The 14,326-nt window shown below is 44.1% G+C and carries 19 protein-coding genes; 17 read left to right on the top strand and 2 right to left on the bottom strand.

From position 1 onward, the window contains the following. The first annotated feature begins 192 nt into the window (after nucleotides 1-192). Nucleotides 193-1,269, top strand: a complete 1,077-nt coding sequence (locus ABDB98_RS15070) for a tyrosine-type recombinase/integrase (protein WP_438420549.1) — start codon at nucleotides 193-195, stop codon at nucleotides 1,267-1,269. A gap of 208 nt (nucleotides 1,270-1,477) precedes the next feature. Here the strand turns inward: ABDB98_RS15070 and ABDB98_RS15065 are convergent, their stop codons facing one another. Next, nucleotides 1,478-1,717 carry a helix-turn-helix domain-containing protein gene (locus ABDB98_RS15065; protein WP_165417736.1) on the bottom strand — a complete coding sequence of 80 codons (240 nt, stop codon included), beginning with the start codon at nucleotides 1,715-1,717 and terminating at the stop codon, nucleotides 1,478-1,480. A 181-nt stretch (nucleotides 1,718-1,898) separates the two neighbouring features. On the opposite strand from ABDB98_RS15065, the gene ABDB98_RS15060 reads away from it, so the two are divergent. Both ABDB98_RS15060 and ABDB98_RS15055 read left to right on the top strand, forming a co-directional pair. Then, complete coding sequence (locus ABDB98_RS15060; RefSeq protein WP_165410212.1) at nucleotides 1,899-2,045, top strand: hypothetical protein; 147 nt, start codon at nucleotides 1,899-1,901, stop codon at nucleotides 2,043-2,045. Nucleotides 2,046-2,313: 268 nt separating this feature from the next. Then, nucleotides 2,314-2,649: a hypothetical protein gene (locus tag ABDB98_RS15055; protein ID WP_165417737.1), complete on the top strand. Its 336-nt coding sequence runs from the start codon at nucleotides 2,314-2,316 to the stop codon at nucleotides 2,647-2,649. Between the two features lie 189 nt (nucleotides 2,650-2,838). Here the strand turns inward: ABDB98_RS15055 and ABDB98_RS15050 are convergent, their stop codons facing one another. Next, nucleotides 2,839-3,054, bottom strand: a complete 216-nt coding sequence (locus ABDB98_RS15050) for a helix-turn-helix domain-containing protein (protein ID WP_101605383.1) — start codon at nucleotides 3,052-3,054, stop codon at nucleotides 2,839-2,841. Between the two features lie 119 nt (nucleotides 3,055-3,173). Between ABDB98_RS15050 and ABDB98_RS15045 the strand changes: the two genes are divergently transcribed. The 14 genes from ABDB98_RS15045 (at nucleotide 3,174) to ABDB98_RS14980 (ending at nucleotide 14,322) form a co-directional block, all read left to right on the top strand. Continuing rightward, nucleotides 3,174-4,349, top strand: coding sequence for an AimR family lysis-lysogeny pheromone receptor (locus ABDB98_RS15045; RefSeq protein ID WP_438420548.1), 1,176 nt, complete (start codon nucleotides 3,174-3,176; stop codon nucleotides 4,347-4,349). 391 nt (nucleotides 4,350-4,740) lie between these two features. Then, on the top strand, nucleotides 4,741-4,878 hold the full coding sequence (locus tag ABDB98_RS15040) for a hypothetical protein (protein ID WP_165417739.1): 138 nt from the start codon (nucleotides 4,741-4,743) through the stop codon (nucleotides 4,876-4,878). Continuing rightward, entirely contained in the window at nucleotides 4,871-5,413 is a 543-nt protein-coding gene (locus ABDB98_RS15035) for a hypothetical protein (protein WP_165417740.1), read from the top strand. Before ABDB98_RS15040 ends, ABDB98_RS15035 begins: the two co-directional genes overlap by 8 nt. A gap of 37 nt (nucleotides 5,414-5,450) precedes the next feature. Continuing rightward, complete coding sequence (locus ABDB98_RS15030) at nucleotides 5,451-5,777, top strand: hypothetical protein (protein WP_438420547.1); 327 nt, start codon at nucleotides 5,451-5,453, stop codon at nucleotides 5,775-5,777. Continuing rightward, complete coding sequence (locus ABDB98_RS15025; RefSeq protein ID WP_438420546.1) at nucleotides 5,770-5,970, top strand: hypothetical protein; 201 nt, start codon at nucleotides 5,770-5,772, stop codon at nucleotides 5,968-5,970. The genes ABDB98_RS15030 and ABDB98_RS15025 overlap by 8 nt, the downstream gene beginning before the upstream one ends. Nucleotides 5,971-6,369: 399 nt before the next feature. Next, nucleotides 6,370-7,173 (top strand): hypothetical protein, encoded by an 804-nt coding sequence (locus ABDB98_RS15020; protein ID WP_438420545.1) that lies wholly within the window; start codon nucleotides 6,370-6,372, stop codon nucleotides 7,171-7,173. Nucleotides 7,174-7,288: 115 nt separating this feature from the next. Continuing rightward, entirely contained in the window at nucleotides 7,289-7,522 is a 234-nt protein-coding gene (locus tag ABDB98_RS15015; RefSeq protein WP_303752587.1) for a helix-turn-helix domain-containing protein, read from the top strand. Between the two features lie 111 nt (nucleotides 7,523-7,633). Continuing rightward, nucleotides 7,634-8,410, top strand: a complete 777-nt coding sequence (locus ABDB98_RS15010; RefSeq protein WP_303752588.1) for a hypothetical protein — start codon at nucleotides 7,634-7,636, stop codon at nucleotides 8,408-8,410. A gap of 13 nt (nucleotides 8,411-8,423) precedes the next feature. Continuing rightward, on the top strand, nucleotides 8,424-8,921 hold the full coding sequence (locus tag ABDB98_RS15005) for a hypothetical protein (RefSeq protein ID WP_438420544.1): 498 nt from the start codon (nucleotides 8,424-8,426) through the stop codon (nucleotides 8,919-8,921). Between the two features lie 86 nt (nucleotides 8,922-9,007). Then, nucleotides 9,008-9,799: a hypothetical protein gene (locus tag ABDB98_RS15000; RefSeq protein WP_438420543.1), complete on the top strand. Its 792-nt coding sequence runs from the start codon at nucleotides 9,008-9,010 to the stop codon at nucleotides 9,797-9,799. A 1,373-nt stretch (nucleotides 9,800-11,172) separates the two neighbouring features. Continuing rightward, nucleotides 11,173-11,790, top strand: coding sequence for an oxidoreductase (locus ABDB98_RS14995; protein ID WP_438420542.1), 618 nt, complete (start codon nucleotides 11,173-11,175; stop codon nucleotides 11,788-11,790). Further along, nucleotides 11,780-12,121: an HNH endonuclease gene (locus tag ABDB98_RS14990; RefSeq protein WP_438420541.1), complete on the top strand. Its 342-nt coding sequence runs from the start codon at nucleotides 11,780-11,782 to the stop codon at nucleotides 12,119-12,121. The genes ABDB98_RS14995 and ABDB98_RS14990 overlap by 11 nt, the downstream gene beginning before the upstream one ends. Before the next feature lie 121 nt (nucleotides 12,122-12,242). Beyond that, nucleotides 12,243-12,566: a P27 family phage terminase small subunit gene (locus ABDB98_RS14985; RefSeq protein ID WP_088030590.1), complete on the top strand. Its 324-nt coding sequence runs from the start codon at nucleotides 12,243-12,245 to the stop codon at nucleotides 12,564-12,566. Continuing rightward, nucleotides 12,541-14,322, top strand: a complete 1,782-nt coding sequence (locus ABDB98_RS14980; RefSeq protein WP_438420540.1) for a terminase large subunit — start codon at nucleotides 12,541-12,543, stop codon at nucleotides 14,320-14,322. The genes ABDB98_RS14985 and ABDB98_RS14980 overlap by 26 nt, the downstream gene beginning before the upstream one ends. Nucleotides 14,323-14,326: the final 4 nt, after the last annotated feature.

Below are 14,326 nucleotides of genomic sequence, written 5' to 3'. Positions count from 1 at the left end.
TTTCGTTGCTTCTTCGTTTTGTTATCGAGGCTCTTCGTTCGTTTTTCGTTAGAATTCAAGGATTAATTACCTATTATTGTTCGTCTTTTACAGGAAAACGATTGTTTTCATTTAGTTAAATAGGGTTATTTTTCGTTATTACTCTTATATTTAATGTCTACTTTCGGTAATCTCAAATGGGAGGCGATTTTTATGCATTCAGAAAATCGAAAAGGTAAGTGCGTGAAAAGAAAAATGAAAATGGAGCGTACAAATATTCATTCGATAGAGGAATTATTTGAACGCTTAGTGCGTGCCAAGCGCGCTGAGAATGTCGTTCAGGAAACGATCGATAAGTACATGCGTGCTTGTCGGTATCTAACGAAGTACGCGGAAGAGATCGGAGTGTCCGCAGACATACGTCATATTGACGTTGACTTTGCGCGCGGGTTTGTCGCGTGGCTGATTAACGATAAAATAAAGTTCGACGGGCATAATTTCAAATTGGACGAGCATAAGACGCAGGGGTTATCTCCGCGGTCAGTTAACGACTATATCAAAACCATACGGACGTTCTTTCGTTTTTTGATCGATGAGGATTTGGCTATGGAAAATCCTTTTTTGAAGTTGAAACTCCTTACGGAACCGCAAGATGTTATTGAGATATTGACCAAATCAGAACTTAGACAATTACTAGCTGCACCATACCTAAGGTCCTATCCAGAATTCCGAGACTTCGTAATTATGACTTGTTTAATCGATTCTTTGTGTAGGGTAGGCGAGATACTTTCGTTGAAAATTGAAAATATAGACTTTTCTTCAAACTTTTTAATATTAGAAGGGACAAATACGAAAACCCGAAAAGGAAGACTAATACCTTTACAAGGTAGGACAGTGAGGCTTATAAAAGAACTGATTAAAGAGAACGAAGAATTCGATAGTGAGTATGTTTTTCTAGCAAACTACGGTGAGAAGATGACAACTAATAACTTTAGGCAGCGTTTGAACAACTATGCTGATCGGGCCGGCATCAAAAAGCGCGTGCATCCTCATTTGTTGCGTCATACCGGGGCAACTATGTTTTTAGAAGCCGGAGGAGACATTCGGCATTTACAGATGATACTTGGACATAATGATCTTCGAATGATCAAGAGGTATACGCATTTATCCGGAAAATCGTTGAAAGAACAGCACGATAAATTTTCGCCTCTTGTGCAAATCAGTAGTAAGGCTGGTCGTAAGAGAAAAGTTAACAACGATACGGATAAAAACTTTAGAAAATTACCTTGAGAATTATAATTTAGTAAGACGTCTTAGACGAAAAGATATATCGACATTTTGAATAGATCGAAGTGTAGGGCTCGCAATAACCAGCCATGCCTGCCGAGGATGGCCGCCCCGAACTCATGGGGTGGCGGCATGTTACGCCAGTAATACGGCATAGGGTCACAAATTTTTAAACTCGGCGGGTTGCTGTGCGCATAAAAAAGACGCCAACCTATTCGTCAGCGTCTTCGTTTGGTACGAATTTTACAACTTCCTCTATTGAACAATCTAAATAATCGCATATGTAGGCTATTGTCGTGAGTGAAACAAAATCGCTCGCTGAGAATTTCGCCATCAGTGTTGGAGAGAGCTTCAGGTCATCCTTAAGCTGTTTTCGGGTTTTGTTTCTCTTTAATAAGGTCATATCAAGCGGTCTATAATCAGGTTTCAAATTCAGCTTTTTCTTAGTCATAAGTGTTACCTCCGTACGTATATCAGGTGCTTATGCGCTTATTATAACATATATGCAAATGAAAATACAAAAAAGTGTAGAAAAAATACATAAAAGTGTTGACTAAAACTACACAAAAGTGTATTCTGGTATTAGAAGGACGGCACGATAGTCCTTCAAAAACGAAAGGAGGGAACAATAATTGATTGAACTGATCACGAAGCTTTCGGTCATAACTGCATCTTGGCTAACCATTGCGAAACTCTTCTTAGAACTTCGCAAGATGCAAAAAGAATCGAAAAGCAAAAAGCGACGGCTTCCGACCAAGAAACACCGTCGCCGCACATAATCCAACGGGGGCGAAAGCCCCCAGTTCAATCAATTATACCACATATGAAAAGGATTAATACAATCGAATTGTTTCTAATTGTTGCCCTTTGCTTCTGGATCGCAAGCATGAATTTTACAGTACTTTCTGTTTTAGACTTCATCGGAATTGGCACAGCGGTCGTATATTGCGGTTTGATCGTGTGGAAATTACTGTCCCGATGAAAAACAAAACGGCGTTCGACGGTAGCGAAGTCGTCGAACGTCACTAAACGAAAGGATGGTCCGTTATGACAAACGTTATCAATAAAAACAGCCTTATTCCGGCTGAGTACGTTATATATAATTTCGCAGGGGAAGGAAAAGACTTGCGGAAGGACAAACAACTCGTTCACGTAGGCGGTAACATGGCGATTGGCTACGAAGAGGGTTGCGGTGTTTTGCTTTACGAAATGGCCGGCAATCCTGGCGCGTGGGAGATCGGAGACAATGACAACGTCTTACACGATATATACGACGACGGTTGGCTCTCCGATGTTCCAATCGAAAAGCTCGCAAGTATGTCGGTTCTTGAATTCATGCTCGCGGTTGCCGAAAGAAAAGCTCGGAAGAAGGCAGCATCGTAGCGTTTCGACATATTTGTAAACAATTACCTCTAAAATTTTTGTGACTTTCGACATAAATCGACTGAAATATTCGTAATAGTCAGGTAATATATAGAACAAGACAAGAACGTTTGTACGCTTCTGTTTCGTGGTGGCTTATGTAAGCCACTTTCCGGTTGACGGGTGATGCTTAACCCCGCCAGCGACCATCTATTCTTGCGGAATCCATTCGTACAGATCGTCTATCGTGCAATTTAAGATCTGCGCAAATGTTCGAGCAGTTCCGAGAGTCATTTCTTGTTTACCCTGTACGTACTTAGAGATATGACTCTTATCGTAACCGCTTTTGTCCGCAAGCATCGTTTGTGTAAAGCCACATTCGATTAACAAGTCGCGAAGTAGACACCGTCCTGGTCTGTACTTCACCGATTAAACACCTCCGCAAAGCTTTTATCGGGCTTTACGAAGGAAATTATAAACTATTGCCGTCTGTTTTTCTATTCGTTCCTGGATGCACAATAATTTGGAGGAAGAAGGGGAAAAGGTTGAAAAGTTTATCTGATGAAATTTTGAACTTGATTGAGGACAGCGATTTAAGTTACAAAGAGGTTGCCAACATGGCTGGAGTTTCTGCGCGTTGTATTTATGAAATAAAAAGTCGTGGAACTATAGGTTTTATAACTATGCTCAAAATCGCGCAAGTCTGTAATGGCGCGGATTATCATGAAAAAATGACTAAATGGTGTCACTTACTTACTACTACTGAAGGTATAAAACACGCCTTTGAATACGCAGCAATAAAAAGAGATATCGCACTTTTGGGTGACTTGTTAGACAATGCAGAAGGCGACGATTCATTGAGTGCGTACTATGGGATTTACAGCTTGATTTATAGATTTATGAAGAAGGAGATTGCTTTCTTAGACTTGTACGATTTGCTTAAGCAGGTTCGAATCTCGAAGGATAAAAGCCTCGCGATTATAGTGGATATCTACAAATGCTATTTACTCTACTACCAAAAGGACTTTCTAGGCATTCTTCAGATGGCAAATGTAATCGAAAAAGAAATACAAAACATAGGCCAAGATAGAAGCGCTTTTTTCAGACAATGCTATATATACCGGTTGGCGGAAGTATTAATGCCGGTCCACTTGCATTTTAATAATTTTGAAGTTTCACGCAAATTTGCGAAAATTCTACTTTACAGTAATATCAGCAGTAAAACTATGTCGGATGGTTATTATTGTATTGGGATGACGTACTTGGGTAGAGATAAGGAGGTTTGTTTAAAAAGTTTAGAACGTAGTTACGAACTGATGAAGGAGATAGAGCGTTCTGATTTGATTGAAGAATCCAGAATGCACTTAGAACTAGCACGCCTGTACTATGAAGTAAAAGAAGGTGCGTCCATTAAAGGTGTGGCAGGTTTTGCAGAGAGAATGCAATTCAAAAGTGATTCGGATTTCATAAAATACTTTGAATATCGGTTAGAGAACTCACTGTCAAAACTCTATGAGGGTTATAAGTACTTTTTTAGTCGAAAGAATTTCCTGTTCGCTAATTTAATAGCCGATGACCTTGCGTATTTTGGAGTCGACTCAGCGCAAGTAGAGGCACTTAAGTCGATAAATCTAAATGAAAAGGTGGAGTTTAATTTTGAAGAAGAAGTTGTTAGCTGTTTTAGCCATTGGAGCCGTATTAGTATCGATCGGGTATCTTAACCAAAATAATCAGGCGTCAACGCAAGAGGCAAAGTCGGAATTTAAAGTGGCCGAGATAAGCCCAGGGGCATAGAAAAAACATCGCCCGCTGATAAAAATTGGCGGGTGTACTCATTGTTAAAAACGTTTTGGCGAACGCACAACAAAAAGGCCGACCCGTTGGCGCGGGCGACCCGTAAATCTCAGTTAGAAGATACAACAAACACGACATTTACACTCTTGGCGGAGTAATCGTATTTGTCATCGCTGTTACTCTCACATAACAGCATTTTTAAGCAACCAAAAAACCCGAAGGTTTAGTTACTTATTTTGTATTTTATCCGTTGTCACCGGATTTTACAAGGCGAACAGTATGCGAACACCTTCGGAAAATTGAATGGAGGTCAACGATATGCCAGTCGATTTCGCATGGATATTTCCGATATCCGCAGTAATCGTAGTGTTTATCTTAGGCTGCATGGTATGGGCGGTTTGGAAAACAGATTCCGACGCTCAAAACAACAACTTCGGAGGGTTCGATAATGAATAAATATAACGTTTCTCGTTCAGCAATAAAAAACGCGGTAGCTCGTCTCGGTCTTACAAATGCACTAGCGCCGAACGCCTTAATTAAATACGCACAAGGCGCCGCGTTCGTTTGGGCGCTCGACTCTACAAGCGGCAGCCAAGCCGTTTACGACAATTACAAAGAAAGAGTGCGCCTTGTAATCGCTGAGAACGGCACCGTCTTGGACGTTTTCCCTATTGATTACGCGCTACAGTCACCGCACAACCTCTCGGAAGAGGTACGCCAATCGCTTAAGGAATCGACTAAAAAGACTCTGATCGCGAGAAGAGACGAGATCCACCACAAATGGTGCGAAGCTGAACTCGCTTTTCACGAAAATAGTTACGAAATCGCTAAAGTGCGCTTCGAATTAATTGACGCAGGTACCGAAGAGGCTGCGGCGTTAAACAGCCGTTTAGCAGCCCTTTGCGCAGATAATAAGCGACTACATGAAGATAGATCAGCGCTTAGAAAAGAAATGACCGACTTAGAACGTGCGATTGTACCTTATATCTAAGCTTGCGGACGGAACTAAAAATCGAGGAGGAAGCGAAATGGAGAAAGTAAGATTGGTCCGACACGGATCGGCGGATTTTCCCTATAAAGAAACCCACGACGCCTATCTTATCGCAGCAGATACGGTAGCATTGTGCGACTTTGATGCGTGGGGCGGCGGCAGGTTTGCGTTTTACGACACGGGCGGCCTAACGCGTAAGAATGACGGATACCACTTATACGACGATGCGCACCCGGAATCATTCTCATTTGAGTTCGCTAAGGCTACGGCGGCCCTAAAAAAACTCGACGGCCGCGAAATAGCGGATATGAGTGTCGCGCAGTTCATGCGGATGTTTTTCACGGGAGGAGAAAGCCATGTATAGAGTAGGCGAAACTGTGCGTTATTGGGGCGTTAAGGTGGGCGGCCTGACGTGGTTGTCGGCCGAAGCCATGATCGGAAAGATAATCGGCCGGCAGCACGAAGAGCGGATCTATAAGATCGAGGGACAGTCGGGAACAGTTCACGATGTTCCGGAAAAGTTAATTGACGAAGGTTCCGCAGTAAAAGCCGGTTAAACGCCGGCTTGAATCTGTCCAATTTCCGAAGTGTATTCGTAGTTATAAATGACGGAAGAAAATCCGATAAAAAGTTGTGCCAAGCTGAAAGTTGGTACGCAGTTAACAACGATGGAACAAATCCACGTTGAATTGTGCGGTTTGAAAAAGTCACGGGTATCATCTAGTGAACCGCGCGGTTTTCAAAAATAGTGCATATTATCGGTTGTAAAAAGTTTCACTTCGAATTTGCGTCATCCAAAGTGAGAATAAAAAAATTTTTTGCGCTTCAATCCTATATGTAACAAGGGATTCGAGATTTTTGGTTATTTTTAGGATGCGGCAAAAATAGTGGGTATATACCCGTTGTATATTAGAGGGATTTTTTATCTCTAAAACTCAAAATAAGGGGATGTTTGTATGAAGAAATTTTCTAAAGTCGAAAGAAATCTTATCACTGTGATCTTAGACGGTCGTCGAAACGATTACAAAAAAGAACGTGACTTTGAGAAGGTGTTCGGTAGGAATGCGTCTATTGATCTTGCAGGCGGCCGCACATTTTTATTGGACGACGCGTTGTTCGGAACACATGGCGCTCCTGAGATTATTTACGATCTTCTGTACGAAACAGAATGCGATAATGTTAGCTTCGAAGTTATGATTGACGCACTCGAAGCCGCAGTTAACCGCGATTGGGAGAACATCCCAAGTGTTGAGGAAGCAGTCTATTGTACTGCTCATCAGGGAGAATGTGAGCAAGTTCTACAAGATTTCTTAGGCGCATACAGAGCGATTCATTTATCTATGAAAGAAGAAGGCGTTGACGCAGGCGATCAATTAGACCCTATAGTCAATGAGGTTTTAAAAGGAATCGGCATCAACAAAACCGATTATGAAATTTCTTTATTAGAGTTTCCGATTAAAGCTGAAGCGCTCAACATGGGCATTGTTCAGTCGATGCTAAGAAACGCTAACTGGACGGCAAGCAACGGCGACTTCGATTTTATTAAGCGCATCTTATTGGCTACAAAAGCTTTGAAGGATTGTGAAGCTGTGGATACCTTCCGTTTTCTACTAGATACCGAAGTGTTAGCGTTTTATGCAGTAGGGTCAGACCGCCGCGATCATGAGTTATGTGATAACGCAATAACTCTCTATTATGACGGCGAGAAAACGATCGATGACACGATAAACGAAATCAAAAATCTTGTTAGCGATCAGTAAAAACACCTATTTCAAGTGGACTTTATGTGTAATTAGTGAGGGATTGTGAAGTCCCTTGCTAATTTATTTTGATCTAGTTGTGTAGTTTGTTTAAAAAAGTTAGGGAGTGTGTGTAATGAATATATCAAACGAAAATTTTAAACTTATACGGCTGTTCAAGGGGATGACACAGGCGCAGTTTGCTAAATACCTCGGCATAAGTCCTACCTATGTAAGTATGATCGAAAACGGAACTAGAACAGTTTCTACAAAAGCGGAAAGGGTTTTAGCGCTGGATTTTGAAGTAACAGACGATTTTCTGGAGTTTGTGAGAAGATATAAGCTTTTGAAAAGCTTAGCTAATGGTTGATTTTCGGGGGTTTATTTTATTTAAAAATTGATTTTCTTTATTATTTCCCATTTTAACTATAACACAAAAATTCGTGGTTGGCAAACAGATTTTTAAAAGGGAGGCAACGATATGGGGAAGGGATCGAGCTATCACACAAAAGTAACGCAAAAAGAGGATGAGTACCTTTACGACGAGGACGGCATCATTCGTTTGCTCTCAATTTACCACCAAATCGAGGGTCAAACGGACGAAGCGACGGTCACAATGCTAAGCGACTTGAGAACCGCGTTAGATACGGACGTACTCGATGGAATAGAGCGAAAAGTTATTGCGCTTCACTACTTTTTAGAACTGCCGGACAGGGACGTGAAAAAGCTGCTCGGAATTAAGACGAGCGAGGCGCGCGAAATACGTATGACAGCTCCGGAAGGCGTCGCCGCAGTCATGCTCGGTTATAGATCGAAGAAACTGCCTCCATATAAGCCGTTCAAAGCTAAAGGGCCTGATGTACTCGGCGAGTGGTTAAACGCCGTAGGCGCCGGAGAAGCGCCGGTATATTCGTTTACTCGCGAGGTTCAAAACGCATTACTTCGTTGGTTAAGTGATAAGGCACAGCGCGATTCCCTTGCGGTTGAAACGGTGCGACAGCAGGAAGAAGGCCCGCCGGTGTTTCCGAGAGACTTTCCGGATTACGTCGAGCGATATCCGTTTTATACCGAAACGCAGCTCGAGCAGATGGATCGACGCTTGGGCGGTCTAAGCCTCGTTGATGAAGGTAAAGACAACCACGCAGCGCCGGGATGGAATCAAGTTCGTCAAGGAACCGTCACCGGACGAAAGAGGTCCGTATCCCAAGATGAAAAGAACGGTACTTTCCGCGAAGGATGGACGAAATTATACAAATAGGGGAGGAAAAGACATGCCGAAATCACCCGTTGTTCCTGCGATTGAAAGCAAAGACCCGGAGTGGAAGCGTTGTTTTTACTCAAATATATCGTATGAATTCAGCGTTATTTTAGGCGACCGTTTTGATAGTATCGAAGATTTCCGCGCGGCTTTCGACGAGCTGCGCGAGGATCTTAAAGACTATCGCGACACGTTAGATCAGATTCTCGAAAACAATGCGCCAGGCTACGGACTAACTTGGCGCGACTTTAAATGGATACGTGCGAATCGGTGGAAACAGTGTCCGGTATGTGGCCGCATATACCTCGACTACACGAACGGCCGGTCTGTGACGTGCTACCTCGACGAATACTTACGCTTCAACCTACAGACACGCGAATACTACGACAACGTAGATTACCGCGGCAAAGTGAAATCTATGTGCTCCGAGAAGTACCGAGCATGGCGGAAACGTGGGCGACAGGGTCCGCTAGGTTATATCGCGTTCAAGGGCGGGGGCTTCGCTTCTTAGGCGGGCCCGTCGGCTTGTTTACCGAAATTTTCGGTAATTAAATCGCTCGTCACATTTTGTGACGATCAAATACGGGAGGCTATAAAATGGGAGCTAAATTAGTTGTCGATCAATCTACGGGCGAGGTTTTAACGGATTATACGATAAGGCACCGTAGCCAAGACGAAGCATATAAGAAGATGCAGAAGCGCGGGAAGGATACGCGCCACTTTTCGCTTACACATATGAAGCATATACGCGAAGTAACTAGTGAACTATCGAATACGTATTGCGGATACGTTGTTATGATGCAGCCGTATATCGAGTACGAAACAAACGTAATCCTAGACGGAAAGAAAGAGCCGGCCAAACGCACAGCATTAGCGAAAATACTAAAGGTGAGCCCGCGAACAGTAAAGGCGGTCGTTACCGAGCTGAAGGATAAAGAGATCATATACGAAGAAGGCGGATGCTTTACGGTAAATCCTCGGTATCACCTACGGGGTAAGGCCGGCGCCGAGACGCAAAGCATGATTAAGACGTTCTTTTCTACCGTTAAATGCCTCGACGTAAAGGCTGCGGACCTTGGCTTCGTATATAAGCTGCTTCCTAACGTTCATTTAGAAACGAACATGATATGTAACGATCCTTTTTGTGCTTCGGGAGAGATCCGGTTCCTCAACGAAAAGCAGATCGGGGAGCTCGTTGGTATGTCGGAAAAGAAAGCGCGCGAAACGCTGGCTAGATTAAGGAAGGCCGGAATCGTTGGTGTTTGGCACCGAGCGAAGGACAGTCGCGAAAAGCTGACGGTGTTGAACCCGTTCATTTTCTACCGCAAGTCAGGCCATCCGGACAGAACGTTGGAGGCGTTATTTACTTCGAAATCTTACGAGGGGTGAAAATACACCCCTTTTTTTGCACCAAAAAGCCGAGATACACCCCTTTTTTTGCACCGTCCACATAATCGCCGTATCCCTTGCGGCTCTAAGTCTGAACGTTGTTTTTGGCGTGAGATTTACGCAAAACGTTCTATATCTATACTGAATTAAAACCGTTTAAACATTCCGCCTTCCATTCGCTTACGCTCATCCGGCGGGGATATTAAATTCTTATTTATTTAATCGCGAAAAGGTACTTAATAAATAATATCTGCGACCCGTAGGAGCAAAGCGACGTAGGGGCGCTATGTTTCAAAGAACTATTGCCCGGTGATTTTTACTGGATAAAGAAGTGTAACTAATACCTCTCAACATACTTGTAAAACTGCAGCTTATGCTGTCTTACGTTATGAAAATTAATTCTTATCTACTACAAAAACCTATATTTCATGTGGATTTTATCTGTATTAAGTGAGGAAGGAATCGATAACCTCATGGATATAATACGTCGTTTTTTCTTCCTCCTTCCATTTTTGAATTTCATTAAATTTGTTTGTATTTCCGCAGACAGAACGAAAGCGATCGGCATATAGTCGGTCGCCTTTTTTGTGTTTGCGGCTCAACTGTCGATTAGCTACCGGCAGGAAACGGCCTACCACGTGCGAGCCGCATTGCACCTTAACCGGTAGGAAAAATACGCGAAAGGTAGGAGAACGCATATGACGGAAAGAATCGGACGCAATAAGGAAAGAGGATCACGAAAGTATCCGGATAAACAATCCGTAATTAACGAAATCAATAGACGATACCGAGAAGGGTTGCCGTTAAATTACACCGCGATTAGAGCTCAAGATGATCTCCTTAGACGTAGATGTATCACGTTATTCGGCAGCTATAAGGACGCAGTAATTACTGCTGGATATTCTTACGAGGATATACGTGCAAATAAGTATGTCTATGTTAACTGTGGTAAGGCTTTCGAAGACGTACTCCATGAACTCCTTAGTGAATTGAATATTAGTTTCAAACGCCCCAAGATTACAAACGGAGCGGGCGATTGTTGCCCGGATTTCCTGCTAAACAATAACGTTTGGTTAGACGCTAAACTAAACGACTACTCCACAATTAACAGAGGCAATCGAACAGTTAGACGCTATGTACCGGAGTGCAGGAGATTAATCATCGTTCACATGTATGGAACTGATGAGGATAGAGTAGTCGGGAAAGCCCGAGTTATTCACGTGAATAAGTTTGTAAAGCAGTTACCTAAACACCGTCAATCATACTATCGCAATAAGTTCGACACTATCATGCGGAAGCTAACCGATAGTAGAGCTGCTGCCTAAGTCACTGTAGAGTGATTGACGCTTTAGTAAATGAAAGAGGTGGAGTTCATGAAGTATAGATTAAACCTGGCTAAGTTTAGCATCTTAGAGACACTCGAGAAGGCGGCAGTTGACCGTGAGTTGGTTTACGTTAGAGCCGGACAAAGGTGTTTAGGAAAGACCACCGCACTTATAGAGTTTGCGCGTAAGTATGACTGCGAAATCTTGGTTCACCGCAACATGCTAGGCTACTACAAAACAGAGCATCCAGATGTTAAGGTTAGGTCTCATCTAAGCGAGAAGTGGGTTACTGCTAGTGATAGGTTTGTCTGCGATGAAGGTGTACCTCAAGACGCAATAGACGCATTGAGACGAGGCGGCAATCTTATCACTGGATTCGTAAGAGTAAGTGATCCACTCCGCGATAGCTTTTATGATCAACTAATACACGAGCACTCACCGAACTTACTAACGATAGAACTAACGGATGAACAATCGGTACCACGCATCATCTACAAAGGCGAAGAGATAACCGGTCGTATCTCGGTAGACTTCGAGTGGCGCACTAAGGACGCTGACCAATGCGGTTCTACTTACTTCCGTATCAAGCACGCTAAGGAAAGCACGGGATCTCTCGTTGTAGAGACGAAGGAACTGGCGGTAGGCGAACGAGCTTATGGCGCATAACTACTACGACAAGCACAAGCGCGACCCTGAAGCGCGAGCGTTCTATAAGTCGAAGGCATGGACGGAGTGCAGATCGTTGGCTCTTACGCGTGACCACGGCATATGCCAAGACTGTCTCAAAGAACGTAAGATAACGAAGGCTCAGACGGTTCATCATATCAAGGAACTGCGCGATCATCCGGAACTCGCGCTAACGCTCGAAAATCTCGTAAGTTTGTGCAATCCGTGCCACAACCGAAGGCATCCGGAAAAAGGCGCTGGACCGGCTGAAAAGGCGAAGAAGAAGCGCAAGATTAACGTGGTGAAGGCGCAGGCTAACCCGGATCTATAGCCCCCCTACCGTTGGGATTTCGGAGGCAAAAACGTAAGGACCGGCGAGGCCCCTTCGCTTGTAGCGCGACCGGAATTTTTACATTAAAGGGGGTAAATCCCTGGATGAAAGGAGCGATCATATGGCGGTACCCACTGCGAAAAGGCTGCGCGAATATCTTGGCGACAGGTATACGGAATCGGACGAAGAGCTTATCGATCTTTACGTCGATACGCATAAGTTCTACCGCCGATTAAAAAAGGAAGTGGCGGAAAACCCTTTAATGATGCGGCATACGAACAAGGCAGGCGCGGAAAACCTCGTCAAAAATCCGTTAGCGATTGAGCTTACGAAGACGGTTACGACGTTAAATAACCTTCTGAAATCGCTCGATCTTACGCCGGCACAGCGCAAAGAATTAAACGCGGGCGGTGATGACGATGACGACGATTTCAGTAAATTCTAACGCTACAGAGGTCGAAAAATGGTACGAAAACTGGCTAAAAACGCAAAAAATAGCCGGATTTATACGTGAAAAACCGTCCGAAAAGTTGCTGACGACTTGGTATGCGAAAAAGGTAGCGTCAGGTGAAATAATCGCGAGCAAGAAAAATATCCTCGCTTGCAAACGCCACCTTCGCGATCTTGAGCGCGCCGGCACCGACGAATTCCCTTACGTCTTTGACGAAGAAAAAGGACACCGGCCGATTCAGTTTATTGAGCGGTATTGTAAGCCGTCGCAAGGTCGGTATTCAAACCTGACGCTTCAGCCGTGGCAGCACTTCGTAATAGGGTCGCTGTACGGTTGGGTTCATCGCGATACAGGACTACGGCGTTTCCGCGAAGGCCTTATATTTGTCGGCCGTAAGAACGGAAAAACGACGAAAATCAGCGGATTAGCCAATTTCGCGATAACAAAAGACGGCGAACCGGGCGCCAGAGCCTATGTTTTAGCCAACTCGAAGCAGCAAGCGGGCGTCCTTTTCGAAGAGAGTCGCGCTATGATAAGAAAATCACCGAAGCTTCGGAAACACATTCGCGAGAATCAAAAAGGCATTTACCACGACGCGTCCATGAGTCAGATCGAAGCGCGGGCGTCAGATAGCGAAAAGTTGGACGGCTTGAACACGCACCTCGGCATATTCGATGAGATCCACGAATTCAAAGATTCGAAGCTCATCAGCGTAATCAAGAACTCAAGGGCTGCGCGTACCCAACCGTTAATCATTTACATTACAACGGCCGGCTATCAGCTCGACGGACCTCTAGTCGAATATTACGAAATTGCCTCCGATGTTCTTGACGGAAGCAACGTCCAGGAGCGAAATTTCTACTTTATGGCGGAATTAGACGACATATCCGAGGTCGAAAACCCGGAAATGTGGATTAAAGCGAACCCCAATATCGGCGTAACGATGGATATTCCATCAATGATTCAAGACTTTAACGCAGACCGACACGTCCCGCGCGAATACAACGACTGGATGGTCAAGCGGTTCAATATCTTCGTTGATAACGGCGAAGAAAGTTTCATCGACTTCGAAGTCATCAAGCGCAACAATGGAAATATCGATCCGGAATCATTGCGCGGCATGCGATGCATCGGCGGCTTCGACTTATCACAAACGGAAGACTTTACGAGCGCGTGTCTGGAATTCATCTTGCCGGATAATCGCGTTTTTGTTTTGTCTCATTCGTGGGTTCCGGCGGCAAAAGTACAAAAAGATAACGAAAAAATCGACTACTGTGGGTTTGAAGCCGACGGTTATTTGACGATTATTCCGGGCGAATACGTGGAATACGAGTACGTTTATGACTGGTTCGTGGAGATGTCACGCAAATATCAGATCGAAAAGATCACGTTTGACCCGGCGAATGCGATGCGACTGGTCCAAGATCTGCAAAACTACGGATTCCAAACGGAGGTCGTGCGGCAGGGTTACATTACGCTGAGCGATCCGTTGAAGAACGTCAAAGAATTATTACTCGATGGGAGAGTCGTATATAACGAAAACAAACTCTTCACGTGGTACTTAAACAACGTCAAACTCGTCGAGGATCGTAACGGAAACTGGCTGCCGACAAAACAGACGCGCTACCGGAAAATAGACGGCTTTGCTGCGTTCCTTAACGCCCATTCGCAGATATATCTCGACATGACGAAGCCGGTTGCAGGCGGAAGCGTCGGATTTATCTCGATTAATGATCTATTAAACGGTTAGGAGG

This window comes from Bacillus siamensis, from assembly GCF_051628075.1.
Lineage (GTDB): Bacteria > Bacillota > Bacilli > Bacillales > Bacillaceae > Bacillus > Bacillus siamensis.
This window is presented reverse-complemented; position numbering and strand designations above follow the sequence as displayed.